The following is a 25,637-nucleotide window of genomic DNA, read 5'->3' as shown; positions in this document are numbered from 1 at the left end:
CGGGCGGTGTGGCTCTTCGGGGCCGCTGCCCGCACCGGCCCTCCTGGCCAGACGTCCAAGCGCTTTGCGACATCGGTCACATTGACTTTATTTCGGACGTCTGAGATAAAACCCCCAGCCGCCGGACCTGGGGGCCGAACAGGAGAAGAGAGAGCCGTGACCACCACCCCCCTCGCCACCACCGTGGGCGCCAACGACTCGGAGCTCCGGCTCCGGGCACAGCGCGTCGTGCCGGGTGGCATGTACGGCCACCTGAACGCCCGGCACATGCCCGAGGGCTACCCCCAGTTCTTCGCCCGCGGCGAGGGCTGCCGCATCTGGGACGTCGACGGCCGCGAGTACCTCGACTTCATGTGCTCCTGGGGGCCGATCCTGCTCGGGCACGCCCACCCGGTCGTCGACGCCGCGGCCACGGCGGCGATGGCGACGGGCGACGTGCTCAACGGCCCGACCCCGCACATGGTCGAGCTGGCCGAGCTGCTCGTCGACCAGGTCCCGCACGCGGACTGGACGATGTTCGCCAAGAACGGCAACGACGTCACGACGCTCGGCGTCGTCGTCGCCCGCGCCGCGACGGGGCACCGCAAGGTCCTCGTCGCGAACAACAGCTACCACGGCATCGCGGGCTGGTCGTCGCGTCCCGGCGTCTCGGGCATGACCCCGGAGGACCACGCCAACACGGTCTTCTTCGACTACAACGACCTCGCGTCGGTGGAGGCCGCGGTGGCCGAGGCCGGCGAGGACGACGTCGCCGCGATCGTCGTCACGCCGATCCGCCACGACGTCTTCCGCGACCTCGAGCCGGCCGACCCGGAGTTCGCCCGCGGGGTCCGCGCCGTCTGCGACCGCGTCGGCGCGGCGCTCATCGTCGACGACGTCCGCTGCGGCCTGCGGCTCGACCTGCGCGGCTCGTGGGAGGCCCTCGGCGTGCGCGCCGACCTCAGCGCGTGGAGCAAGTCGCTGGCCAACGGCCACCCGCTGGCGGTGCTGCTCGGCGCCGAGGCGTTCCGCGAGGCGGCCTCGGGCGTCACCGCGACGGGCTCCTTCTGGATGGCGGGGGCGCCGATGGCCGCGGCCGTCGCGACGATCAACGTGCTGCGCGAGACGGACGGCATCGGCACGATGCGCGACTCGGGGCAGCGGTTCCAGGACGGCCTGGCCGCGCAGGCCGCCGCCCATGGGCTGCAGGTCACCGTCTCCGGCCCGCCCCAGCTGCCCTTCCTCTCCTTCGCGGGGGACGCGACGTTCGAGCGCGCGAAGCGCTGGACCGGGGAGTGCGCCCAGAACGGCGTGTTCCTGCACCCCGTCCACAACTGGTTCCTCAGCGCCGCGCACGACGCGGCCTCGATCGACGCCGCGCTCGAGCGCACGGACGAGGCGTTCGCGACGCTCCGCGGCGTCTACGGGGCCGACTGACCCATGTCCCTCGACCCCATCACCGCGGACGACCGGCACGCGCTGGTCGTCGCGGCCCGCGCGGTCGCCGAGAGCGGCCTCGTCGTCGGGGCGTCCGGCAACCTGAGCGTGCGCCGCGGCGAGCGCGTCCTCGTGACGCCGCGCCGGGCGAAGCTCGGAGCGATCGACCCGGAGGACTGCGTCGAGGTCGCGCTCGCCGACGGGTCCGTCGCCGACGACCACCCCACGGACTCCGAGCCCACGTCCGAGGCCGCGCTGCACCGCGCCGTCTACGCCGCGACCGACGCGCGGGCCGTCGTGCACACGCACTCGCACTTCGCCACGGTGCTCGGCACGCTCGTCGACGAGCTGCCGGCCATCCACTACGGGCTGACCGCGTTCGGCGGGCCCGTGCGGGTCGTGCCCTTCGCGATCTTCGGCTCCGACGAGCTCGCGGCGTCCGTCGGCGCGGCGTTCGAGGGCCGGCGGGGCGTGCTGCTCGCCAACCACGGCGCCGTCGTGGCGGCGGACACGATCGACGGGGCCGTCGACCTGGCCCTGCAGCTCGAGTGGCTCTGCTCCGTCGCCTACCACGCGACGGTCGCGGGCTCGCCCAAGCTGCTCTCCGCCGACGACCTCGACCGCACGGTCCAGCAGAGCCGGGCGCTGCGCTACTCCCTGACGGAGCCGTCGTGAGCGCCGCCTTCGACGCCGCGGCGCTCGACGTCGACGCCCTCGTCGCGGCCCGCCCGCGGGTGGCCAGCGTCGGCATCTACATCGTGGACGTGCTCGGCCGACCCGTCTCGGCGCTGCCCGTCGGCCAGGGCTCGCACCCGCTCGACGAGATCCGGATGACCCCCGCGGGCACGGCCGGCGGCACCGCCGTCGACCTCGCCCGGCTCGGCGCGCAGGTGCTCGCCGTCGGGGCCATCGGCGTCGACGCGCTCGGCGACTTCCTGCTCGACAGCCTGCGCCGCGAGGACGTCGACGTCTCTGGCCTGACCCGGACGGACGCGGTCCAGACCTCCGCGACGATCCTGCCGATCCACCCCGACGGCAGCCGCCCGGCGTGGCACGTCCGCGGCGCCAACGCGCTGTTCGGCACGGAGCACGTGCCGTGGGACCGCCTGGACGGGCTCGACGCGCTGCACCTCGGCGGCCTGACCGCGCTGCCGGCGATGGACGGCGCCCCGGCGGCCGAGCTGCTCGAGCGGGCGCGCGCGGCGGGGGCCATGACCACGGCGGACTGCCTGGGCGTCAAGCGCCCCGACGCGATCGACGTCCTCGCGCAGGCGCTGCCGCACGTCGACCTGTTCATGCCCAACGAGGGCGAGGCGCTCGCGATCGCCGGGGTGTCCACGGCCGCGGAGGCCGCGCGCCGGTTCCGCGAGCTCGGTGCGGCACGGGTGATCGTCAAGCGCGGCGGCGACGGCTGCCTGATCGCCGACGACGAGGGTCTGCGTACCCTGCCGGCGCACGACGCGCCCGTGGTCGACACGACGGGCTGCGGTGACGCGTTCTGCGCGGGGACGATCGTCGCGCGTTGCGCGGGCTGGTCCATCGACGACGCGGCGCGCTTCGGCGGTGCCACCGCCGGACTGACGATGCGCGGCCTGGGCTCGGACGCCGGCGCCCGGACGGTGGGGGAGGCTGTCGCCTACATGACCGACAACCCGTACCGCACCGCCCCGATCGTCCCCGGCGATCCGACCCGCGGCGACCTCGCCGCCCGGCCGGTCGGGAGCGCCTGAGATGCCGAAGAACGTCGACCGCGACGAGCGGCGCGAGGAGCTGCTCGAGGCCGTCTGGCGCGTGATCGCGCGCGACGGCATCGAGCGCACGACGATCCGCTCCATCGCGAAGGAGACGGGGTGGTCCTCCGGCGTGCTCGCGCACTACTTCGCCGACAAGGACGACATCCTGATCTCCGCCCTGCGGCTCGTGCACGAGCGGATCGCGGCGCGGTGGGAGGAGAAGCTCGAGGGCCTCCACGGCCTCGCCGCCCTGCGCGAGCTCGTGCTCGACAACCTGCCGCTGGACGACGAGCGGGAGCGCGAGACGCGCCTGCTCATCAACTACTGGAGCCGCCGGCTCGTCACGGACGGCCAGCCGCCGGAGCAGTGGCGCCGCGGCCCGCTGCTGGTCGACCGGCTGGCCGACCTCGTGGACGAGGCACGCGAGCGCGGCGAGCTGGGCGACGACGCCCCCGCCCACGACGTCGCGGAGCGCCTGCTGGCGTTCATCGACGGCGTCTCCCTTCACGCGGTGCTGCCCAACTCCCAGGTCACGCGCGAGCGCCAGGTGGCGTTCGTCGACCAGGAGTTCGAGGCCCTCAGCTGCAGCCGTACGGACCGCGACGGGTCCCCGTCGCCCCCAACCCCACAAGGAGACACACATGCGTAGTTCCGGTATCGCGGTAGCGGGTGGGCTCGTGGCGACCCTCGGACTCACGGCCTGCGGAGGCGGCTCGTCCGGAGGATCGGACCCCGCCAAGTTCGACGCCGCCGGCGGCACGGCCGTCGCGGCGGAGTGCAAGGCGGCCCCCGTCAAGGGCGGCTCGCTCGTCTACTCCCGTCAGGCGGAGACGCAGTCGCTGAACCCGATCGACCTGCGCAACGGCAACGGCGACATCTTCGCCAGCGAGCTGCTCTACAACGGGCTGACCCGCGCGGACCCGAAGGGCGGCGACGAGCTGCTGCCCGGCCTGGCCGAGAGCTGGGAGGTCAGCAACGGCGGCAAGACCTACACCTTCAAGCTGCGCCAGGGCGTCAAGTTCTCCAACGGCGACCCGCTCACGGCCGAGGACGTGAAGTTCTCGCTCGACCGCTTCGGCGACCCCAAGATCAACCAGATCCTCAGCGTCGTGGCCGTGGGCTACGACAAGGCGACCGTCGTGGACGACTCCACCGTGCGGGTCGACCTGACGGAGCCCGTCGCGGCCTTCCTCTACAACATCTCGATCTTCCCGGCCTTCATCGTGCCGAAGAAGCTGGTCGAGGAGCAGGGGGACGCGTTCTGGAAGACGCCCGTCGGCACCGGCCCCTACCGCCTGAAGAAGTTCGTCCGCGGCTCGTACATCGCCTTCGAGCGCAACCCGCACTACTGGGAGGACGGCAAGCCGTACCTCGACGAGGTCCGGTTCAACTTCGCCTCGGACTCCAACAGCCGCCTGCTGGCGCTGAAGAACGACCAGGCGCAGATCGCCGACGGCGTCCCCTTCTCGCAGATCGACCCGCTCAAGGCCGACAAGAACGTCGTCCTGCAGCAGACGAAGGTCCCGCAGTTCGTCGGGCTGTGGCTGAACCACAAGCGCGCGCCGCTGGCCGACCTCAACGTCCGCAAGGCGATGCAGCTCGCCCTGGACCGCGACCAGATCAAGAACGGCATCTTCAAGGGCGCCGGCTCCGTGCCCAACAGCGTCCTGCCGCCCCTGAAGTACGACGCCGGCGCCGACCAGGTCCCGCCGTACCCGTTCGACCTCGCCCAGGCGAAGGCCGAGATGGCCAAGTCGAAGCACGCGCAGGGCTTCTCGACGACCCTGCAGTACCCCGCGGGCTACGACTACTACAAGCAGCTCGGCCTGCTGCTGCAGAACCAGTGGGGCCAGATCGGCATCAAGGTCAAGCTCATCGAGGAGGACGGCGCCACCGGCACCGACCGCTTCAACTCGGGCGACTACGACATGACGATCCCGTACGCCCAGTTCACGAGCGACCTGACGGTCCCCGACGAGTACGCGGGCTTCCTCGCGGACCCGGCGAGCGGCACGAACGGGTTCTTCTCGAACTGGAGCGACCCGGCGATCACGAAGATGGTCAAGACGTTCGCGACGACGCCCGACGAGGCGGAGCGCGCGAAGCAGTGGCCCGTGATCCAGAAGGCGATGCTCGACCAGACCCCGGTCATCAACGTCATCAACCTGCCGTCGATCACCGCGCACCGCACGAACGTGTGCGGCACCGACATCAACGCGCTCGGGGCCGACCACCTCGAGAACACCTGGCTGACCACCGCCAAGGCGAGCCGCTAGCCCCCCCGGCGACCGCGAGCCCAGGAGCCCCATGACCCTCTACGTCCTCCGCCGACTGGCCCTGAGCGTCGGAGTCCTCTTCGGGCTCGCGGTCGTCACCTTCTTCATGATCCACCTCGTCCCCGGCGACCCCGTCCAGCTCGCGCTGGGCGGCCGCGGGACCCCGGAGGCGGTCGCCGAGGTGCGCGGCCAGCTCGGCCTCGACCGGCCGCTGCTCACGCAGTTCGGCGACTTCCTCGGCGGCGTCGTCACCGGCGACCTCGGCCTGTCCGTGGCGCAGAACGCGCCCGTCACCGAGATCATCGGCCAGCGCCTCGCGCCGAGCGCGATCCTCATCGTCTACGGCCTGTTCGTGGCGCTCGTGATCGGCGTGCCGCTGGCGATCATCGCGGCGCTGCGGCCCAACGGCGTCGTCGACAACGGCATCCGCCTCGTCACGACCTTCGCGTTCGCGATGCCCGCGTTCTGGCTCGGGCTGATGCTCGCGCTGATCTTCGGCCTGAGCCTGAAGTGGTTCCCCGTCTCGGGCTACGAGAGCGGGATCGGGGGGATCCTCCGCACGCTGACCCTGCCCGCGGTCACGCTCGGGCTCTCCCTCGCGGTGGTGGTCGTCCGGACCCTGCGCTCCAGCCTGCTCGAGGTGCTCCAGACGGAGTACATCGACGCGGCGCGCTCCCGCGGCCTGGGCGAGTGGCGCGTCGTCGGCCGCCACGCCCTGCGCAACGCGGTGATGGCGACGATCACCGTCCTCTCCGTCGACATCGGGTTCCTCATCGGCGGGACCGTCGTCGTCGAGAGCGTCTTCCAGATCCCGGGTGCCGGATCCCTGCTCGTCGAGAGCGTCCGCGCCCGGGACTACGAGCTCGTGCAGGCCATCGCGCTGATCGCCGGCGCCGCCGTCGTCCTGCTGAGCCTCGCCACCGACCTGCTGCAAGCCACCATCGATCCCCGCGTCCGACTGGCCAAGCGATGAGCACCGCCACCCTCACCCCTCCCGCGCGGCCGTCCGCCGCCGGCCGCCTGCTCCGCCGGGTGTGGCGACAGCCGCTGCCCGTCCGGATCGGCGGCGTGCTCGTCGGGATCCTCGTGTTCGCGGCGGTCTTCGCCCCGCTCCTCGCCCCCTACGGGCAGAACGACCTCGACTTCAACGCCCAGCTGCAGGGCCCGTCCCTGGCGCACCCGATGGGCACGGACGACACGGGTCGCGACGTGTTCTCCCGCACCCTCTACGGCCTGCGGATCGACCTCGCCGTCGTCCTCTTCATCACGTACGTGCCGCTGCCGATCGGCGTCCTCATGGGCGCCATCGCCGGCTACTTCGGGGGCAAGGTCGACCTCGTGATCTCGCGCATCATCGACATCACGATCGCGTTCCCGTTCATCGTCCTGGTGATCGCGATCGTCGCGATCGTCGGGCCGGGGCTCACGGGGATCATGATCGGCGTGCCGATCGTGGCCTGGGCGCTCTACGCCCGCCTCGCACGGTCCGAGATGCTCGTCCTGCGCGAGCAGCCGTTCATGCTCGCCACGACCGCGCTGGGCTACACCCGCCGGCGGGCGATCCTTCGCCACGCCGTGCCGAACCTCATGCGCTCCAGCCTCATCTACTCCACGGTCGACCTCGTGGTGAACCTGCTGCTGCTCGCGGGCCTGTCGTACCTCGGCCTGGGCATGCAGCCCCCGAACGCCGAGCTCGGCACGATCATCGCCGAGGGGCAGGCGAACCTGCTCAACGCCTGGTGGATCACCACCCTGCCCGGGCTCGTGCTCGTGGTCTTCGGCGTGGGGGTGGGCCTGATCGGCGACGGGTTGTCCGACGGCGAGCTGCGAGGGGGTGGCGCATGACCGCCGTGGCGCAGGACCTCCCGGGCGTCGCGGACGCGACCACCGACGCGCTGCTCTCCGTCGACGGCCTGCGGGTCGAGTTCGGCCCGGCCGACGCTCCGCTCGTGGCCGTCAAGGACGTCGGCCTGACCATCGCGCCGGGCGAGATCGTCGGTCTGATCGGCGAGTCGGGCTCGGGCAAGAGCCTCACCTGCCGGTCGATCATGCGCCTGATCGGCGCACCCGGGCGGGTCACGGCGGGCACGGTCGACTTCGAGGGGCGCGACGTGCTCGCCATGTCGTCGAAGGAGCTGCGCGACTTCCGCGCCCACGACGTCGGGATGATCTACCAGGACCCGTTCAGCTCGCTGAACCCCGTCATGCGGATCGGCGACCACCTGCGCGAGACGCTGCGGGCCAATCGCGGGATGTCGAAGGCCGAGGCCCGGGCCGAGGGGATCGCGCTCCTGGAACGCGTCGGCATCCCCGACCCGGAGCGCCGCTACCTCTCCTACCCGCACGAGCTCTCCGGCGGCATGCGCCAGCGGGTGATGATCGCCCTGGCCACGGCCTCGCGGCCGCGGCTGCTGCTGGCGGACGAGCCGACGACCGCGCTCGACGTCACGACCCAGGCGCAGATCCTCGACCTGCTCACCGACATGCGGCGCGAGCTCGGCATGGCCGTCCTCGTCGTCTCGCACGACTTCGGCGTGATCGCCCAGGTCTGCGACCGCGTCTGCGTGATGTACGGCGGGCACGTCGTCGAGACCGGCCCGGTCGAGCGGATCTACGCCGACCCGCAGCACCCCTACACGAAGGCGCTGCTCGATTCCGTGCCCGACATGGAGTCGGCGGGCAACCCCGTCCGCCGCGAGGGCATCCCGGGCTACCCGCCGGAGCTGACGGACGTGCTGCCGGGCTGCGTGTTCGCGCCGCGCTGCGCCCACGCGCGCCCCGGGTGCACATCGGTGCCGATGGTGCTGCAGCCCGTCGACGCCGCGGCGCCGGACGCCGGGAGCACCGCGTGCCCCGTGCGGCCGTTCTCCGTGGGGGGACCCTTCGACCCGGTCGCGGGATCGCCGCCCGACCCGGTCGCCGTCCCGGTGTCGCCGCAGCCCGCCGCCGCGACCGCGGCCATGACCGCCGCGGAGACCGCGGCCCGGGCCCAAACCGGGGACCCCGGGGACCTCCCGGCGCCGGGCGAGGCGCGGATCACCCAGCCGACGGACCAGGAGTCGACACGATGACCGGCGAGCCGATCCTGCACGTGGAGGGCGTCACGAAGACGTTCGGGATGCGCCGCACGCTGCGCGAGCGCGTGGGCCGCGCGGAGGCCGCCGAGCACCGCGCGGTCGACGACGTCTCGTTCACCGTCGGTCGCGGCGAGATCCTCGGCCTGGCCGGCGGGTCCGGCAGCGGCAAGACGACCCTCGCGCGCTGCCTGATCCGGCTCGTCGAGCCGGACTCCGGGGCGGTGCGGCTGGGCGACGACGACGTCCTCGCCGCGAAGGGCGCCGACCTGCGCGAGCTGCGCCGGCGGATGCAGATGGTGTTCCAGGACCCCTACGCGTCGCTGAACCCGCGGATGACCGTCGGCACGGCGCTGCACGAGGCGGGCCGCGTGCACCGCCGCCCGGGCAGCGAGGACGCCGACCGCTTCGTGACGGAGCTGCTGGCGCGCGTGCACCTGAGCCCGACGATCGCCGCCCGCCGGCCGCGCGAGCTCTCGGGCGGCCAGCGCCAGCGCGTCGCCGTGGCCCGCGCGCTCGCCGTCGGGCCCGAGGTCCTGATCGCGGACGAGGCGGTCAGCGCGCTCGACGTCTCCGTCCAGGCGCAGCTGCTGAACCTCTTCCTCGACCTGCGCGACGAGCTCGGCGTGGCGATCGTCTTCGTCGCCCACCAGCTCGCGGTCATCGCCGAGGTCGCCGACCGGGTGGCGATCATGCACCAGGGCCGGATGGTCGAGATCGGCGACGCGGGCGTCGTGCTGCGCGACCCGCAGCACGAGTACACCCGGGCGCTGCTCGCCGCCCACCCGCACCCCGACCCGCGGGGTCGGGCGGGCGTGGCGTGAGCACGCCGGCGGCCGGCGCCCGGACGTCGGCCGCACAGGGGGTCTGACGCTCCGCCCGAAGGTGTCGGCCGCGTGTCACGAACGGATCCGTTTCGTGGCGCAAACCCAGTGGGGAACAGCGTTTCCGGTATCAGCCCGGGAACAGTTCGGTGAACTTCGCCCCAGACGTCCAAAACCGCTGGCGCTCGGCCCGATCGGTCTGCATGGTGGTCTCATCAGCGCCGCAGAGACGCCCCGTCTCCGGCCCGGCGCACCCCCTCTCCTCTTCCCCTGGACCCCGTCATGAGCCCCGCCGCCACCCGCACCCGCACCTCCCGCCGCCTCACCTCCGAGCAGCTGCTCGCCATGTGGGAGCGCTACCAGGCCTCGGGTGACCGGTCGGTCCGCGACGAGCTCGTGTTCCTCCTCACCCCGCTGGTCCGCCACATCGTCGGGCGCAAGGTCCGCCAGCTCCCCGCGTACTGCGAGATGGACGACCTCGCCTCCGCCGGCTTCGAGGCCCTCGTGCTCTGCATCGAGCGCTTCGACGCCTCGAAGGGCGCCACGCTCGAGCAGTACGCGTGGACCCGCATCAACGGCGCCATCATCGACGAGCTGCGCCGCCGCGACTGGGCGCCCCGCTCGCTGCGCCGCTGGGAGCGCGAGGCCGAGGGCGCCCGCCGCGAGCTGCGCACCCGCCTGGACCGTGAGCCCACCGACGCCGAGCTCGCCGCCCGCCTGGGCTGCTCGACCGACGAGGTCCGCGGCCGCCGCGACCAGCTCGCCACCTGCGAGGTCGAGTCGCTGGCCACCACGGTGTCCGGCTCCGACGGCCTGACCGTCGACCGTGCCGAGACGATCGCCAGCACCGATCGCTTCTCCGACCCCGCCGCCGCGTGCGAGGCCAACGAGGTCAAGGCCCGCGTCGCCGCCGCCGTCGCCCAGCTCCCCGAGCGCGAGCGCCAGGTCGCCCTCATGCTCTACGTCGAGGGACGCCGCCTCCGCGACATCGGCGAGGCACTCGGCGTGTCCGAGTCCCGCGTCTGCCAGATCGCCGGCACGCTGCGCCGCCGCCTCCGCACCGCGCTGGGCGCGCACGCCGAGCTTCTGACGGGCGCCATCGCCTGAGCGGCACGGGGCCAGGGGCTGCAGACCTGAGACGTCGCGCCTCGGCTCGGCGGCATCGGAAACGCCGAGCGGCACTTAGGGGAACCTACAACCAAGGTCGTACACAGAACGGCAACATCGTCGGGTGTCACCGCTCGTACGGTCCCTCGGGACGCGTCGCCGGACCCCGGCGCGCGCCACGACGCACCACCGGTCCGGCCACGGACCGCCCGCGTCGACTCCTTCCCGAGCCGCTGACCCTCCGACAGCGTGCACCTGTCAATCCCGGTCGCGTCGCGGCCCGGACTGCGGTGACACGTCTCGGGCGTCGGCTCGGCGTGCCCCCACACCGCCGGATCCCATGACCTCCACCTCACGTCGCACGTTCGTGTCCTCCAGCCTCGCCGCGGCGGGGCTCCTGACCTTCGGCCCCGCCTTCTGGCGCGGCGCCATGGCCGCCCCCGCCAAGCTCGGCGCCGGCCCCTACGGCGAGCTGCTGCCCGCGAACGAGCACGGCCTGATGCTGCCCCCCGGCTTCGCGTCCCGCGAGATCGCCCGCGGCGGCCAGCCCGTGCAGAACACCGCCTACGCCTGGCACCGCGCCACGGACGGCATGGCCACCTACGCCACGCAGGACGGCGGTTGGATCGTCGTCTCGAACTCCGAGACCAACCCCGGCGGCGTGTCCAGCATCCGCTTCACGAAGGACGGGGAGATCGCCGACGCCTACCGCATCCTCGGCGCGCCCTCCCGCTCGAACTGCGGCGGCGGCCCGACCCCGTGGGGCACGTGGCTGACGGGCGAGGAGTACGACGGCGGCCTCATCTGGGAGTGCGACCCGACCGGGCGCCAGCCCGCCGTCGCGCGTCCCGCCCTCGGCGTCTTCTCCCACGAGGCCGCGGCCGTCGACCTCGAGCGTCGTCACGTGTACCTCACGGAGGACAAGCGGGACGGCTGCTTCTACCGCTTCACCGCGGCGAAGACCCTCGGCGACGGCGGCCTCGACCTGACCTCCGGCGTGCTCGAGGTCGCCACCGGCGTCGGCCAGGAGGGCGTCGTCGTCTGGAAGCCGGTCCCGGACCCGAGCGCCGCGTCGGGTCTCCTGCGCTCCCAGGTCGCCGACGCCCGGCGCTACAACGGCTCCGAGGGCGTCTGGTTCGACGACGGCGCGGTCATCTGGACCTCCAAGGGCGACAACAGCCTGTGGAGCTACGACGTCGAGACCGCCGTCGTGGAGCGCCTCTACGACCCTGCCACGTCGGGCAACGGCACGTTCCTCAAGGGCCCGGACAACATCTGCGTCTCGCGCTCCGGCGATCTCTTCGTGTGCGAGGACAACAGCGACCTGGACTTCGACGTCGTGCTCCTGAGCTACGGCGAGCGCACCGTCTCGCCGTTCCTTCGCGCCGTCGGCGACGCCGCCAACGGCTCGACGATCCACAACGGCTCCGAGCTGGCCGGCGTCTGCTTCTCCCCCGACGGCGAGCGCATGTTCGTCGGCTCCCAGCGGGCCCACGGCGGCGCCGGTGCGGTGTACGAGATCACGGGGCCGTTCCGTCACGCACCGGTCCCGGCCGACGGCTCGGGCGAGACCCCGGCCCCCGTGCCACCGCGTCAGCCCGTCGCCGTGCTGCCGGTCGTGCCGTCCGCCCCGCGCCCGCCGGCCGCGGTCGAGGACACGGACGCGCCGGGCCTGAAGATCAAGGTGGCGCGCGACGTCGACGTCCGCACGTTCCTGGAGGAGGGCATCCTCGTCTCCGTGACGACGGACGAGCCGACCTCGCTGACGGTCACGGTGACGACGGGTGAGCTCGGCTACGCCCGCGAGCGCGAGCGTCCGACCCGCGTGCGCCCGCGCGCCGACACGCTCGGCACGCGTCGGCTCGCGCCGCGTCGCTCCGGCGTCCGCAACGTGCACCCGAAGCTGCGTTCCACCCAGGCCGAGCGCCTGCAGCGGGCCTTGCGTGCCGCGGCCCGCGGCAAGGGCAAGACCCGGGTGCGCGCCCGCGTCACGGTCACGGCGCGGGACCGCTCGAGCAACGTCACCGTCGCGACGCGGACGCTCTGGATCACCCCGGCGAAGCGCTCGGCCTCCCGCGCGTCGTAGCCGCCACGGGTGGGCCGGCCGACGCCGGCCCTCACCCGTACGCGGCAGGTCCTCCGCCCTCCGCGTGACGACCAGCGAGGAACGGTCGGACGGGCCGGGGGCCCCGGGCCCGTCCGTTCGGCCGATCGCGCTCGCACACGGCCGGTCACATCCGGTCACAGCTCGATCACGGGGCTGCAACATGTTGGCGTCGCGCCGCTCGTAGGTTCCCGGGGCGCCCTCTCCCCCGGGGCGCGCGCCGGACGTCCACCACCGCCCCCTCGGCCCGTGCCGCGGAGCGACCCGGGACGCCCCGCGCCCATTCGGCTCCCGAAGGACCTCGTGCCCCGAGCATCAGCACCCCGTGCGCGCACCCTGCTGCGCGCCGCCGCACTGGCGGCCACCGTCGCCCTGCCCTCCGCAGCCCTCGCGCTGCCCGGCACGGCCACCGCGGCCGACCCCGGGCTCTCCCGGTTCGTCAACCCGCTCATCGGCACCGCGAACGCCGGCAACATCCCGCCGGGTGCCGCCACGCCGTTCGGCATGGTGCAGTTCGGGCCCGACAACTCCAGCGGCAACCAGGCGCTCCCCGCCAACCCCAACGGCTACGAGTACGGGCGCGACCGCATCCGCGGGTTCTCGATGACCCACATCTCGGGCTCGGGCTGCCAGGGCGCCTCGGGCGACCTCCCGTGGCAGCCCTACGCCGGGGCCGTCGACACGTCGCCGACCGCCGACGTGAAGGACGAGAAGTACGCCACCGGCTTCTCCCACGCCGACGAGCAGGCCTCCGCCGGCCGCTACCGCGTGCGCACGAAGGACGGCATCACGACCGAGCTGTCCGCCACGACCCGCACGGGCGCGATGCGTGTCGCCTACCCCGAGGGCAAGCCGGCGAGCCTGCTCCTGCGCACGTCGAACTCCATCGCCGGCAGCGAGAACGCGGTCACGAACATCGACCCGGAGAAGCGCACGATCAGCGGCTGGGTCCGCTCGGGCAACTTCTGCGGCGACAAGACGGTCGCCGGCACCCCGGGGCGCCGCAGCTACTACACGCTCTACTTCACGGCGAAGTTCGACCGCGACTTTCAGGCGCACGGCACCTGGAAGGACGGCACGCTGAACGCGGGCGCCGACACGGCCGAGGGCGGCACGTCCTACGCCGGCGGCTCCTCCGGCGGCGTCTTGGCCGGCGGCGGCCGCGCCACCCCGGGCAAGGGCTCCGGGGGCTACGTCACGTTCGACACCGCGCAGGATCGCGACGTCGAGGCCCGCATCGGGCTCTCCTACGTCGACGCGGACGGCGCCGAGCGGAACCTCGCCGCGGAGAACCCCGACGGCGACGCCGCCGCGGTCGCCGCGCGCGCCGCCGAGGCGTGGGACGACCGCCTCGCGCAGATCGACGTGACGGGGGGCTCCACGGACCGCCGCACGGTCTTCTACACCGCGCTCTACCACTCCATGCAGCACATGAACGTCTTCTCGGACGTCGACGGGCGCTACCGCAGCATGGACCCGCAGGAGACGATCGCCACGAAGGCGCCGTCGCAGGACGCGCAGTACGCGACGTTCTCCGGCTGGGACGTCTACCGCACCCAGATCCAGCTCGTCTCGCTGCTGGACCCGAAGGTCGCCTCCGACATGGCGCAGTCGCTGCTCAACAACGCGCGCCAGGACGTCAACGGCCGCTGGTCGCGCTGGTCGCACGCCGGCGGCGCCGTCGGCACGATGACGGGCGACCCGGCCCCGCCGTTCGTCGCCAGCGCCCTCGCGTTCGGCGCGAAGGACTGGGACGTGCAGGGCGGCCTGGAGTCGCTCGTCCGGGCCGCCGACGTGCCGACGCCGGAGGACACGGCCGCCGGCCGCATCGGCTGGCCGAACATGTCGCCGGGCCAGCGCCCGTCGCTGGACAAGTACCTGGCGCTGCACTTCATGCCCGACCCGTCCAACGCCTGGGGCGGCGCGGGCGAGACGCTCGAGAACACCGTCTCGGACTTCTCCCTCGCGCAGATGGCCCGGCGCTCCGGCGACGGCACGCTCGCCGACCGCTTCACCCAGCGCTCGCAGTGGTGGCAGAACCAGTTCAACCTCGTCGCCGACCCGCTCGCCGGTGAGGACGGCGGCTACGTCCAGAACCGCAACGAGGACCGCACCTGGCACGGGTTCGACCCGGCCTCCGAGGCGGGCTTCTCGCAGGGCAGCGCCGCGCGGTACGTGTGGAACCTGCCGCACAACGTGAGCGGCCTGTTCGCCGCGATGGGCGGCCGCGACCGCGCCGCCGGGCGCCTCGAGCGCTACTTCCGCGGCGACGACGGCGACTACCTCGTCGGCGGGGGCGGCAACCTGCGCCCCGACGTCGGCAACCAGCCGTCGATCCTCTCCCCGTGGCTCTTCACCTGGGCCGGGCAGCCCTACAAGACGCAGGCGATCACCCGCCAGGCCGTCACCGAGACGTGGACGAACACGCCCGGCGGCATCCCCGGCAACGACGACCTCGGCGCGATGTCGGCGTGGCACGTGTGGGCGGCGCTCGGCGTCTACCCCGCGATCCCCGGGCGCGCCGAGCTCGTGATCGGTTCGCCGATCTTCACCAAGGCCGTCATCAAGCGCCAGAACGGCCGCACGATCACGATCGAGGCGCCCGAGACGACCAACGCCGCCGTCTACGTGCAGAACGCGCAGCTCGACGGCGCGCCGCTGGGCCGCGCCTGGCTGACCGAGGCGTTCGCCGCCGGCGATGCCGACCACACGCTGCGCCTGACGATGGGCGAGGAGCCCAACAAGGCGTGGGGCGCCGACGAGGCCGACGCGCCGCCGTCCTTCGGCGAGGGCATGCAGCCCGTCATCGCCGCCACGAAGGACTCCTCCCTGATCGCCAGCGACGGCGGCACGGACGTCACGACGCTGGTCCTCCAGAGCACGTCGAAGCGCGACGTGCGGATCGCGGTCGCGCCGAAGGGTCTGCCCACCGGCGCCACGCTCGGCGTCGCGGGCGGCGAGGTCGCCGTCCCGGCGGGCCAGCGCGTCGAGGTGCCGCTGCGTCTGAGCGCCGCGGCCGACGCACCGGTCGGGCAGGCCCTCGTCGACCTCGGCCTGCGGGTCGTCGGCGGCGAGACGCTCGAGCCGACCGTCGCCCGGGTGGTGCTCGACGACGTCAAGCCGCTCGCGGAGCTGCGCGACAACGTCGGCATCAGCCGCGACTCGAACCGGACGGAGGGCGCCATCGACGACTGCTGCACCATGTCCGCCGACGCGCTCGCGGTCGAGGGCGTCACCCGGGGCGCGAAGGTCGCGATCGACGGCTTCGAGTACACGTGGCCGGACGTCGAGCCCGGCCGCCCGGACAACATGCTCGCCGCCGGCCAGCAGATCGCCGTGACCCCCGTTCCCGGCGCCACCCGCGTCGGCGTGCTCGGCAACGCGACGCTCGGCAACGCGACGACGGAGATCACCGTCCGCTACACCGACGGCACCCGCTCCACCGAGCGGGTGACCTTCGGCGACTGGGTGCGCGGCGGGGGCGGCAACGCCCGCGAGGCGCGCAACCTGATCGCGGTGAAGAGCGCGTACCGCAACCACCGCACGAGCGGCGCGCAGCGCATGCCGACCCTCGCCTTCTCGGTCTCCGTGCCGGTCGACGGGACGAAGACGGTCGCCTCCGTCGCGGTCGGCAAGCCGTCGGCCAACGTGCTGCACGTCTTCGACGTGGACCTGGCGGCCGGGACCGCGAAGCCGATCGCCGAGCTCTTCAACACCCCGGGAGCGGCGATCGAGGGCCAGCGTGGTTGGGCCGAGCTGGACTACACGCGCCACGCGCTCTCCATCGGATCGCTGCGCGAGGCCGGCCTCGCGTCGGGTGAGCCCGTCGCCACGAAGGACGGCTTCGCGTACCGCTGGCCGGTCATGGACGGCAAGCGCTTCGACAACGTCGACGCGTGGGGCCAGCGGATCGCCCTGCAGCCGGTCGCGAACGCCACCCGCATCGGGGTGCTCGCGACGGCGACGAAGGGCCCGTCGACCTCGAAGGTCACCGTGGGCTACGCCGACGGCGGCACGACCGAGAGCACCGTGACGCTCGCCGACTGGACGCCGAACGGCTCCTCGCTGGCCGACGGGGTCGTCGAGGTCGCACGCACCGCCCGCCGCGTCGGGCCCGACAACGGCGAGGCGACGGGCGCGCAGATCCTCTCCGCGTCCGTGCCCGTCGCCGCCGGCCGGGTGCCGGCGTGGGTGCAGGTGGATCGCCCGAACCAGGGTGCCGTGCACCTGTTCGACGTCGCCACGGTCGCGGACCCGGCGACGCCGCAGCCCGAGCCCGATCCGGGTGACGGCGACGGTTCCGGCGACGGCAACGGCTCCGGCGACGGGAACGGTTCCGGCGACGGCAACGGTTCCGGCGACGGGAACGGCGCCGGCAACGGCAACGGCCCCGCCACGCCGGCTCCGGTCCCCGCGCCCGCTCCGGCCCCCAGCCCGGTCGCTCCCGCCCCGGCCGCTCCCGCCCCGGCGGCCGGCCCCCGCGCCACCGGCGCGGCGGTCGTCGCGCCCGATCGGGTCCGCCTGGACCGCCGCGGCCGCATGGCCGTCCGCGTGCGCTGCACGTCCGACGCGGGCTGCCGGGTCCGCGTGCTCGTGCGGACGGGCTCGGGCCGCAACGCCCGCACCGTCGGTCGCTCCCGCCCGATCACGGTCGGCAAGGGCCGCGTCGTCCTGGTGCGCGTGACGCTCTCGGCGTCCGCCCGCCGGACCGTGGTCCGCCGTCGCGGCATGACGGTGAGCGTCACGGCCGGCGCGACCGGCGACCGCACGCGCGTGCTGCCGGCCCCGGGCGCCAGCCGCCGCTGAGCACCCCCCGCCGCCCGGGCTTCGGCCCGGGCCGCGGGACCCCGCGCTCCCGGGCTCGCGCCCGGCCGCGGGCCCCCGACCCCGCGGTCCCCGGCTCCGGTCCGGGCTGCGGCCCCCCGTTACCACCCCGCACCACCGAGATCCGCCCCATGACCTCCACCTCCCGCCGCGCGTTCGTGTCCTCCTCGGCCGCCGTCGCCGGCCTGCTGACCTTCGGCCCCGCCTTCTGGCGCGGCGCCCTGGCCGCCCCCGCCAAGCTCGGCGAGGGCCCCTACGGCCCGCTCATGCCGGCCAACGACCACGGCCTGCGGCTGCCCCGGGGCTTCGCGTCGCGCGAGGTCGCCCGCGGCGGCCGGCCCGTCGGCCCCACGCAGTACGCCTGGCACAGCAACACGGACGGCATGGCGACGTACGCCACGGAGGACGGCGGCTGGATCGTCGTCTCGAACTCCGAGTCCGTTCCCGGCGGCGTCTCCGGCATCCGCTTCACGAAGACCGGCGAGATCGCCGACGCCTACCGGATCCTCGGCGACCCGTCCCGCTCGAACTGCGGCGGCGGCCCCACGCCGTGGGGCACCTGGCTGACCGGCGAGGAGTTCGACGGCGGCCGGATCTGGGAGTGCGACCCCACCGGCGCCACCCCCGCCGTCGCCCGGCCCGCCCTCGGCGTGTTCTCCCACGAGGCGGCCGCGGTCGACCTCGAGCGCCGGCAGGTCTACCTCACGGAGGACAAGACGGACGGCTGCCTCTACCGCTTCACGAGCGCCGGCCTGCTCGACGGGGGGCGCCTCGACCTGACGGCCGGCGTCCTCGAGGTCGCGTGCGGTGCCGGCCAGGAGGGCCCCGTCACGTGGGCGCCCGTGCCCGACCCCAGCGCGGTCACGAAGACGCTGCGCACCCAGGTGCCCGGCGTGCGCCGCTACAACGGCTCCGAGGGCATCTGGTACGACCAGGGCGTCGTCACCTGGACGTCGAAGGGCGACAACAGCCTGTGGCTCTACGACGTCGCGGCCGCCACGGTCGAGCGCCTCTACGACCCGGCGACGTCGGGCAACGGGGCGTTCCTCCGCGGGCCCGACAACATCTGCGTCTCCCGCTCGGGCGACCTGTTCGTGTGCGAGGACAACAGCGACGCCTCCTTCGACGTCGTGATCCTGAGCTACGGCGACCGCATCGTCGCTCCGTTCCTGCGGGCGGCCGGCGCGGTGCACCGCGGCTCCGAGCTCGTCGGCGTCACGTTCTCCCCGGACGGCGAGCGGATGTACGTCGGCTCGCAGCGGGCGAACGAGAACCAAGGCTCCGTCTACGAGATCACCGGCCCGTTCCGCCACGCGCCCGTCCCCCCGCAGCCCGAGACGCCCGGCGCCGGGAGCCCGGTCCCGGATCCCGCTCCGACCCCGGTGCCGGTGCCCGTGCCGACCGCGCCCGTCACCGTCCTCCCCGTCGTGCCGTCGCCGCCCGCCGCCCCGCCGGCGCAGGAGGACGTCGACGCGCCGGGCCTGAAGGTCAGCGCGCCGCGGACGGTCGAGCTCGGCCGCTTCCTCGCCGAGGGCGTGCGCGTCACGGTCCGCACGGACGAGCCGGCGAGCGTTGTCGTCTCCGTCACGACGAGCGCGTTGGGCTCCGCGCGTGAGAAGGAGCGCCGGGAGCGGGTCCGCCCGCGCACCGACACGCTCGGCGCGCGGCGCCTGAAGGCCCTGCGCCGGGACACGCGCCGCCTGCACCCGCGGCTGCGGGCGTCCCAGCTCGACCGCCTGCGCCGCGGGCTCGAGAAGGCCGCCCGCGGGAGGGGCGAGGCGCGCGTCCGCGCCCGCATCACCGTGCAGGCGACGGACGAGGCCGGCAACGTGCGCGTCGCGAACCGCACGCTCTGGATCGTCCCGACGAAGCGCGGCTGAGCCGGCCGGGCTGCGGTTCCCGGCGGGCCCGGGAGCCGCACCGGGGCGGGTCGCTGACGGCGGCCCCGTAGGCTCCCCCCATGGGGCGACTCGACGATCTGGACCTCACGCTGCGGCTCTCCCGCAAGGAGCAGGACGCGCGGATCGAGGCCGCGAGCGTGCGGCTCTCGCAGCTGCGCCTGACGCTCGGCGGTCAGACGGGCGCGGGCAGCATGCGCAGCCTGGAGGACCCCAAGCGCGGTGACCACCCCATCGGCCCGCCGCTCCTGATCGTCTTCGAGGGCTGGGACGCGGCCGGCAAGGGCGGGGCGATCAAGCGCCTCACCGGCGGCCTGGATCCGCGCCACTACCGCGTGGTGCAGTACGCGGCTCCGACCCCCGACGAGCTGCGCCACCACTGGCTGCACCGCTTCTGGCTGCCGCTGCCGGGCCGCGGAGGCATGGCCGTCTACGACCGCACCTGGTACGGCCGCGTGCTCGTCGAGCGCGTCGAGGGGATCACGCCCGAGGTCGACTGGCGCCGCGGCTACGGGGAGATCCGCGAGTTCGAGCGCCAGCTCACGGACGACGGCACGATCCTCATCAAGTTCTGGCTCCACATCAGCGACGAGGAGCAGCTCTCGCGCTTCGAGCGCCGCCGCGACGACCCGCTGAAGGCGTGGAAGCTGACGGAGGAGGACTGGCGCAACCGCGACAAGCGCGCCGCCTACGAAGCCGCGATCGAGGAGATGGTGGCGGAGACGGACTCGGGCCACGCGCCGTGGGACCTGATCCCCGCCGACTCGAAGCGGTGGGCCCGCGTGGCCGTCATGGAGACGGTCATCAAGCGGATCGAGGAGCGCTGCGAGCAGCTCGGCTTCGCCCTGCCGGAGCCGCTGGAGGCGAAGGACGAAGAGGCCGGCGAGAGCTGAGGGGCGCCCGCAGGCGCCCCTCGAGTCCTCAGGCGGACTGGACCTGCGGCTCGGTGACGCCGAGGATGCCCTTGCGGCCCCGGTTCGCGCGCTCGTAGGCGTCGACCTGGGCCGTCGTCTCGGCGTCGGCGGTCAGCAGCACCGCGCGGACCTCCTCCACGGAGAGCTCGTCGTAGCCGGCCCACGGCTTCTCGGCGTCGGGGTCGACCGGCGGCGTGGCGGCGGCCTCCTGCGCGTCGTCCGCGGCGTCCTTCGCGGTGGTCCGGGCACCGTCGGCGGCGTCGCTCACGGCGGCCTTGGCGCTCCCGGCCGCGTCCTTCGCGTCGTCGGCGACCTTGCCGGCGGTGCGCCCGGCGTCGTCGGCGGCGGTCGACGCGGCGGCCTGCGCGCCCGCGGCGGTGCGGCGGGCGGTGTCCTTCGCCTCGCCCGCGGCGGCCTTGGCGGAGCTCTTCGCGCTGGCGGCGGCGCCCTTGGCGGAGCTCTTCGCGTCGGCGGCGGCGCCCTTGGCGGCGTCGGCGGCCGAGTCGGCCGTGTCGCCGGCGGCCTCGGCGGCGCCGCGCACGGCGTCGGCCGCGCCCGTCTTCGCCGGGTCGAAGGACGGGTCGCCCTCGACGTCGGCGCCGAAGACGGCCTCGGTCAGCGTCGGGATCTCCTCGAGGAGGAAGCCGAGCATCTGCTCCTCGTCCTCCCGGATGCTCGCGGCGAGCTCGGCCGTCTTCGTGTCGCCGGCCAGCTCGGCCATGCGCTCCAGCGCCGTGTAGGTCGCGATCTCGAGCGCCTCGGTGGCGGAGGAGTCCTTCGCGTTCTTCAGGACCTTCTCCTCGCCGCCCGTGCCGCGGACGAGGTCGAGCGGCGTCTTCGCCAGCGCCAGCGCCTGGCCCGTGACGGCCTCGGCGACCCCGACGGCGAGGGCGATGGGGTTGAACCCGTGCTCGAGCTCGCCGGCGCGCACGCGCAGGCGCTCCGCGTGGTCGCGCGTCTCCTGCAGGTGCTTCTCCAGGCCGGACCGCAGGCTGCCGCGGGGCGTCATGGCGATCTGCGACTGGAGCACACGCACGAGGGCGAGCTCGCTGGCGCGCGCCTCCTTCACGTACTGCAGGACCTTCGTCTGGGCTCGGCTCATGGGGGCGTCCTTCGGTTGCGGAATTCGACCGGCGGACGGCGCGCGGATGCACCGTTCTTCGCCTCTCCTACCGCCGGTACCCAATCGCGCGCATGCGACGTACGCCGTGACCCATGACACAGAGCGGGGGGGCGGGCGCGAACCGTCGCGCCCGACCCCGGGGGCCTCAGCGGCGCGCGGTCACCGCGGCGGTGGCCGTGCGGGTCTGGCCGCCGGCCGTCACCGTCACGCGCACGCGCAGGGCCGTGCCACGGGCGGCCGGCTTCAGGCGGGCCTTCACCCGGACCGCCTTCGCGCCCTTGGTGCCGACCGTGGTACGGCCGGAGGCGATCGTGCGGCCATGCTGCTGGACCTGCACCGTGGCGCGGCCGCCGCGGGTGGCGACGATCGAGACCGGGAGGCCCGCACGCAGGTCCGCCGCACGGATCGTGCGGGGCGCGGCGACGCCGACCTGCAGGGCCGGGGCGCCGGGGACCTCACGGGTGGGACCGGGGACGGGCGCGCCGGGGGTCGTGACCGCCGGGCCGGGCGTCGTCACCGTCGTGGCGGGACCGGACACCGTCACCGTCTTCGTGGTGTCGGGGAGCTCCGACGGCTGCTTCGCGAACGTCAGCAGCGGATACAGGTCCGTGTTGTCGATCGTGCCCATGATGTTGGCGGCCTGCGGGCCGACGGCCATGATCGGCACCTGCACGCCGACGTGGCGCTCGCGCTTGGAGCCCGTGGCCGAGCGGTTGCTCGTCGCGTAGCCCAGGCGCAGTCGCGAGCCGTCCTTCGTGCGCAGCGTGCGCGTGCGGCCGGCGGGCTTGTCGTCCTCGGACAGCGAGGCGGGGTCCCCCGCCACGGGCGGCGTCGGCATCTGCGGCGCCTCGGCCGACAGGATCTGGCCGGCCTGGCCGTGGTCGGCCGTGACGATCACGAGCGTGTCGGGGTGCTTGGCCTGGTAGTCCAGCGCCTTGCCGACGGCGCGGTCGAACGCGAGCGTCTCGCCGATCTGCAGGCAGGCGTGGGCGGCGTGGGCCTCGTCGTCGATGGCGCCGCCCTCGATCTGGAGGAAGAAGCCCTTGTCGTTGTCCTCCGAGAGCAGCTGCAGCGCCTTCTCGGTCGACGCGTCGATCCGCGGGACCTCCTGCTCGGGGTAGGTCTCGTTGACCTTGCAGGTGTCGTCGTCGCGCAGGCCCTCGTCGGCCTTCGTGCCCGGGGAGCCCTGGAACTCGCGCGGGTGGGAGGACTTGTCCGTGTTCCACAGCCCGAACTGGGCGAAGACCGGACCGTCCTTCAGCGACTTCACGCCGAGGAACTGGTCCTTCGTCGTCAGGTAGCGGTAGCCCGAGGCGTCCTTCGCGTACTGCTCGAGCGACTTGCCGTCGTGCTCCGTGCCGGGCAGGTCGATCGTGCCGCGGTTGAGGATGTCGCGGCCGCTGCCGACCATGAGGTCGGTCTTCGAGTCGATGATCTGCTCGTAGATCGAGCCGGGCCCGCCGGCCTTCTTCGTCTCCTTCGCGCAGTCCTTCGCGGCGTCCTGCGGCGTGAAGCACTCGCGGTAGCTCATGTGGGCGAGCTGGCCGGCGGGCGTCGCGTCGTTGAAGTCGACGGTGGTGACGTTGCCCGTGCGCTTGCCGAGCTGCTTCGCGCGCTCCATCGCGGTGACGTAGCCCGCGTTGTCGCCCACGGCCTTCGGGTCGTCGGCGGGGCCCTGCGAGAGCCGGTTGAGCTGCGTCTTGCGGCCCGTGGCCATCGCCGTGATGGCGGAGGCGGAGTCCGGGACCGGGTCGTACGTCGTGCCGGAGCCCGTGCGGCCGAGCGAGTGGACGGTCATCGCGCCGCGGAACGGCAGCCCGTCCATGCGCAGCGGCTTGTCGAGGCCCTGGTAGGCGCGGGCGGCGGTGATCTCGCTGTCGCCCATGCCGTCGCCGATCATGAGGATCACGTTCTTGGGGACGGACGGGTCGACGGCGCCGGCGATCGCGGCGGAGCGCTCGCCGCCCGTGCCGACGGCGACGGCGGTTCCGGCGCCGGCCACCGCGACGGCGGTGACGGCGAGGCCGGTGAGAAGGGTCCTGCGGGGCATGGTGCTCCGTGTTCGTTCGTGGTCGTTCGCCCACGCTACGAACCGCCGTCACCCCGCTTGTTGCCCGGCGGTTGTCGCCGTGTCGCGATCGCGTGAACGTTCGACCGGCGCCTGAGCGTGTACGTGCCACGCCCTCGCGGGCCGCGTCCGGCGTCGCTCGATGGCGTGCCCGCGGCGGATGCCGAGCGCGGATCGTCCGCGATTCCCTCGCCGCGGCGCCCGCTACCCCCGCCAGGCCCCCGGCTGCGCCCACCGCCGCCCGTGGAACCGCCACCACGTGCCGACCAGCCGCGCCGTCATCGTCACCACGATCCCGCCCCACACGCCGGCGACGCCCCAGCCGGCCTCGCGGAAGACCACCATCGCCGGGATCCCGACGAGCGCAGCCGCGGTCATCGCGAGGGCGAGGAAGCGGGCGTCGCCGGCGCCGATGAGGATGCCGTCGAAGGCGAAGACCGCGGCGGCGAAGGGGAGCATCAGGCAGAGCAGCGGCCAGAGCTCACGGGCGCGCTCGCGCACGTCTGCGGCGTCGGTGAACGCGCCGATGATGAGGTCGCGGCCCAGCAGCAGGGCGACGGCGGCGACGACGCCCACCGCGACGGTCCAGAAGATCATCCGGTGCGCGGCCTCGACGGCCTCGTCCGTGCGCCCGCCGCCCAGCGCCCGGCCGATGAGCACCTGCCCGGCGATCGCCATCGCGTCGAGCACGAGCGCGAGGAAGATGAACAGCTGCCAGCCGATCTGGTGGGCGGCGAGGGACGGCTCGCCCGCGCGGGCCGCGACGGCCGAGGCCACCGCGAAGGTGGCGAGCAGCGCTCCCGAGCGCACGAGGAGGTAGGCGCCGGTCGCCCCGAGCCGGCGCAGCAGCGCGAGGGACGGGCGCCGCGACACGGCGTCGTCCGACGGCGCCGCGCTCCCACGCCACAGCAGCCGCACGAACAGCGCGCCCATCGTCAGCTGGCCGATCAGCGTCGCGATCGCCGAGCCGTCGAGCCCTAGGCCCGCGCCGTAGATCAGCACCGGGTTCAGCGCCAGGTTGATCAGGTTGCCGAGGACGACGATGAGCAGCGGCGTGCGCAGGTCGCCCGTGCCGCGCAGCCAGCCCTGGGCGGCCATGCTCAGCAGCGCGAGCGCGAAGCCGGGCGCGGCGATGCGCAGGTAGCGCGCCGCGTCGTCGGCGGTCCGCCCCTCGCCGCCCAGGGCCGAGATCCAGACCGGTCCCAGGGCGGCCGCGACCGTCGCGCCGACCGCGCCGACGGCGACCCCGAGCCACAGGCTCTGCGCGGCCAGGCGCCGCAGGTCGGCGTCGTGGCCGGCGCCCGACAGCCGCGCGACGGCGGCCGTCGTCGCGTACGTCGCGACGGTCCCCAGGCCGGCGATCGTGGCCAGCACCGCGGTCGCGAGGGCCAGCGCCGCCAGCGGGCCCGTGCCGAGGTGGCCGACCATGGCGGTGTCGACGAGCAGGTACGTCGGCTCGGCGGCCAGCGTGCCCAACGCGGGCAGCGCCAGGCGGAAGATCTCGCGGTCGTGGGGGGAGCGCAGGGCCGGCACCGGCGGACGAGGCTAGCGGCCGGCGGCGGCCGTACCGCGGCGGCCGTACTGCGGCGGCGCGGCGTCGGCCGCACCGCGCGGCCACGTCGCCGGTCGCCCGCCGCGAGCCGTACCGCCCGCGTAGCGGGCCTCGATACGGTGGGCCGATGTCCGCTCCCGCCCGTGTGAACGTCGGCAAGCAGCACCCGGAGGGCTACGAGGCGCTGGTCGCGCTGTCGTCCGTGGCGGCCGACGCCGCCTCCGAGGCCGGTCTGGAGCCGCTGCTCGTGGAGCTCGTGAAGATCCGCACGTCGCAGCTCAACGGGTGCGCGTTCTGCCTGCGCCTGCACACGCGCGACGCGCTGAAGCACGGGGAGGATCCCGACCGCCTGGCCGTGCTCCCGGCCTGGAGCGACACGGAGTACTTCACGCCGGAGGAGCGGGCGGCGCTGCGCGTCGCCGAGGCGCTCGTGCGGGTCGGCGACGGCGGGCTGTCCGACGAGGAGTACGCCGCGGTGTCGGAGGTCCTGTCCGCGGAGCAGCTCTCCGCCGTCACGTGGGTGGCGACCGTGATGGGGGCCTTCAACCGCGTGGCGGTCGCGAGCCGCTACGCGGTGCGCTGACGCCGGGGCCGGCCGCTGACGCCCGGGGTGTGCCGCGCACGCGGAGATCGGGCGCTGTTCGGGCGCGTCCGCGCTCCGGCCCGCACCGCCGGAGTAGTGTCCGGCGCAGTCGCCCCACGACCCTTAAGAGAGGGACCGAAC

The 25,637-nt window shown here is 74.1% G+C and carries 18 protein-coding genes; 15 read left to right on the top strand and 3 right to left on the bottom strand.

Annotated elements, in window-relative coordinates; genetic code table 11:
- Positions 1-156 precede the first annotated feature (156 nt).
- From F593_RS0118405 to F593_RS0118340, 14 genes are all read left to right on the top strand, one after another.
- Positions 157-1,416 carry an aminotransferase class III-fold pyridoxal phosphate-dependent enzyme gene (locus F593_RS0118405; protein WP_022930215.1) on the top strand — a complete coding sequence of 420 codons (1,260 nt, stop codon included), beginning with the start codon at positions 157-159 and terminating at the stop codon, positions 1,414-1,416.
- 3 nt (positions 1,417-1,419) lie between these two features.
- Positions 1,420-2,091, top strand: a complete 672-nt coding sequence (locus F593_RS0118400; protein ID WP_022930214.1) for a class II aldolase/adducin family protein — start codon at positions 1,420-1,422, stop codon at positions 2,089-2,091.
- Positions 2,088-3,146 (top strand): carbohydrate kinase family protein, encoded by a 1,059-nt coding sequence (locus tag F593_RS26550; RefSeq protein ID WP_022930213.1) that lies wholly within the window; start codon positions 2,088-2,090, stop codon positions 3,144-3,146. The genes F593_RS0118400 and F593_RS26550 overlap by 4 nt, the downstream gene beginning before the upstream one ends.
- Before the next feature lies 1 nt (position 3,147).
- Positions 3,148-3,798: a TetR/AcrR family transcriptional regulator gene (locus F593_RS26545; protein ID WP_022930212.1), complete on the top strand. Its 651-nt coding sequence runs from the start codon at positions 3,148-3,150 to the stop codon at positions 3,796-3,798.
- A complete protein-coding gene (locus tag F593_RS0118385) occupies positions 3,791-5,425 on the top strand; it encodes an ABC transporter substrate-binding protein (protein WP_033208286.1) in 1,635 nt (544 codons plus the stop codon). Before F593_RS26545 ends, F593_RS0118385 begins: the two co-directional genes overlap by 8 nt.
- A gap of 31 nt (positions 5,426-5,456) precedes the next feature.
- Complete coding sequence (locus tag F593_RS0118380) at positions 5,457-6,398, top strand: ABC transporter permease (protein WP_022930210.1); 942 nt, start codon at positions 5,457-5,459, stop codon at positions 6,396-6,398.
- Positions 6,395-7,270 (top strand): ABC transporter permease, encoded by an 876-nt coding sequence (locus tag F593_RS0118375; RefSeq protein ID WP_022930209.1) that lies wholly within the window; start codon positions 6,395-6,397, stop codon positions 7,268-7,270. Before F593_RS0118380 ends, F593_RS0118375 begins: the two co-directional genes overlap by 4 nt.
- Positions 7,267-8,496, top strand: coding sequence for an ABC transporter ATP-binding protein (locus F593_RS26540; RefSeq protein ID WP_084630187.1), 1,230 nt, complete (start codon positions 7,267-7,269; stop codon positions 8,494-8,496). Before F593_RS0118375 ends, F593_RS26540 begins: the two co-directional genes overlap by 4 nt.
- A complete protein-coding gene (locus tag F593_RS26535) occupies positions 8,493-9,323 on the top strand; it encodes an ATP-binding cassette domain-containing protein (protein WP_051160583.1) in 831 nt (276 codons plus the stop codon). The genes F593_RS26540 and F593_RS26535 overlap by 4 nt, the downstream gene beginning before the upstream one ends.
- 282 nt (positions 9,324-9,605) lie before the next feature.
- Positions 9,606-10,430, top strand: a complete 825-nt coding sequence (locus F593_RS0118360) for a sigma-70 family RNA polymerase sigma factor (protein ID WP_022930208.1) — start codon at positions 9,606-9,608, stop codon at positions 10,428-10,430.
- Between the two features lie 340 nt (positions 10,431-10,770).
- Positions 10,771-12,516 carry an alkaline phosphatase PhoX gene (locus F593_RS26530; RefSeq protein WP_022930207.1) on the top strand — a complete coding sequence of 582 codons (1,746 nt, stop codon included), beginning with the start codon at positions 10,771-10,773 and terminating at the stop codon, positions 12,514-12,516.
- A 321-nt stretch (positions 12,517-12,837) separates the two neighbouring features.
- Complete coding sequence (locus F593_RS30665) at positions 12,838-17,340, top strand: GH92 family glycosyl hydrolase (RefSeq protein WP_211216186.1); 4,503 nt, start codon at positions 12,838-12,840, stop codon at positions 17,338-17,340.
- A 149-nt stretch (positions 17,341-17,489) separates the two neighbouring features.
- Positions 17,490-19,238 (top strand): alkaline phosphatase PhoX, encoded by a 1,749-nt coding sequence (locus F593_RS26520; RefSeq protein ID WP_022930205.1) that lies wholly within the window; start codon positions 17,490-17,492, stop codon positions 19,236-19,238.
- A gap of 80 nt (positions 19,239-19,318) precedes the next feature.
- A complete protein-coding gene (locus tag F593_RS0118340; RefSeq protein WP_022930204.1) occupies positions 19,319-20,149 on the top strand; it encodes a polyphosphate kinase 2 family protein in 831 nt (276 codons plus the stop codon).
- A gap of 28 nt (positions 20,150-20,177) precedes the next feature.
- Here F593_RS0118340 and F593_RS28785 read toward each other — a convergent pair whose 3' ends face one another.
- From F593_RS28785 to F593_RS0118325, 3 genes are all read right to left on the bottom strand, one after another.
- Complete coding sequence (locus tag F593_RS28785; RefSeq protein WP_022930203.1) at positions 20,178-21,272, bottom strand: DUF892 family protein; 1,095 nt, start codon at positions 21,270-21,272, stop codon at positions 20,178-20,180.
- Between the two features lie 166 nt (positions 21,273-21,438).
- Positions 21,439-23,343 (bottom strand): alkaline phosphatase, encoded by a 1,905-nt coding sequence (locus tag F593_RS26510; RefSeq protein WP_022930202.1) that lies wholly within the window; start codon positions 23,341-23,343, stop codon positions 21,439-21,441.
- A 222-nt stretch (positions 23,344-23,565) separates the two neighbouring features.
- Positions 23,566-24,894, bottom strand: a complete 1,329-nt coding sequence (locus F593_RS0118325) for an MATE family efflux transporter (RefSeq protein WP_022930201.1) — start codon at positions 24,892-24,894, stop codon at positions 23,566-23,568.
- A gap of 146 nt (positions 24,895-25,040) precedes the next feature.
- On the opposite strand from F593_RS0118325, the gene F593_RS0118320 reads away from it, so the two are divergent.
- Entirely contained in the window at positions 25,041-25,496 is a 456-nt protein-coding gene (locus F593_RS0118320) for a carboxymuconolactone decarboxylase family protein (protein ID WP_022930200.1), read from the top strand.
- Positions 25,497-25,637: the final 141 nt, after the last annotated feature.

It is taken from the genome of Patulibacter americanus DSM 16676, from assembly GCF_000420025.1.
Lineage (GTDB): Bacteria > Actinomycetota > Thermoleophilia > Solirubrobacterales > Solirubrobacteraceae > Patulibacter > Patulibacter americanus.
This window is presented reverse-complemented; position numbering and strand designations above follow the sequence as displayed.

Excerpts from the sequence above, each read along its gene's own strand:
- F593_RS0118375 (WP_022930209.1), top strand. The coding sequence starts at position 6,395 with ATGAGCACCGCCACCCTCACCCCTCCCGCGCGGCCGTCCGCCGCCGGC.
- F593_RS26520 (WP_022930205.1), top strand. The coding sequence starts at position 17,490 with ATGACCTCCACCTCCCGCCGCGCGTTCGTGTCCTCCTCGGCCGCCGTC.
- F593_RS0118320 (WP_022930200.1), top strand. The coding sequence starts at position 25,041 with ATGTCCGCTCCCGCCCGTGTGAACGTCGGCAAGCAGCACCCGGAGGGC.
- F593_RS0118385 (WP_033208286.1), top strand. The coding sequence starts at position 3,791 with ATGCGTAGTTCCGGTATCGCGGTAGCGGGTGGGCTCGTGGCGACCCTC.
- F593_RS26545 (WP_022930212.1), top strand. The coding sequence starts at position 3,148 with ATGCCGAAGAACGTCGACCGCGACGAGCGGCGCGAGGAGCTGCTCGAG.
- F593_RS0118380 (WP_022930210.1), top strand. The coding sequence starts at position 5,457 with ATGACCCTCTACGTCCTCCGCCGACTGGCCCTGAGCGTCGGAGTCCTC.
- F593_RS0118340 (WP_022930204.1), top strand. The coding sequence starts at position 19,319 with ATGGGGCGACTCGACGATCTGGACCTCACGCTGCGGCTCTCCCGCAAG.
- F593_RS28785 (WP_022930203.1), bottom strand. The coding sequence starts at position 21,272 with ATGAGCCGAGCCCAGACGAAGGTCCTGCAGTACGTGAAGGAGGCGCGC.
- F593_RS26540 (WP_084630187.1), top strand. The coding sequence starts at position 7,267 with ATGACCGCCGTGGCGCAGGACCTCCCGGGCGTCGCGGACGCGACCACC.
- F593_RS26535 (WP_051160583.1), top strand. The coding sequence starts at position 8,493 with ATGACCGGCGAGCCGATCCTGCACGTGGAGGGCGTCACGAAGACGTTC.
- F593_RS0118400 (WP_022930214.1), top strand. The coding sequence starts at position 1,420 with ATGTCCCTCGACCCCATCACCGCGGACGACCGGCACGCGCTGGTCGTC.
- F593_RS0118360 (WP_022930208.1), top strand. The coding sequence starts at position 9,606 with ATGAGCCCCGCCGCCACCCGCACCCGCACCTCCCGCCGCCTCACCTCC.
- F593_RS26530 (WP_022930207.1), top strand. The coding sequence starts at position 10,771 with ATGACCTCCACCTCACGTCGCACGTTCGTGTCCTCCAGCCTCGCCGCG.
- F593_RS26510 (WP_022930202.1), bottom strand. The coding sequence starts at position 23,343 with ATGCCCCGCAGGACCCTTCTCACCGGCCTCGCCGTCACCGCCGTCGCG.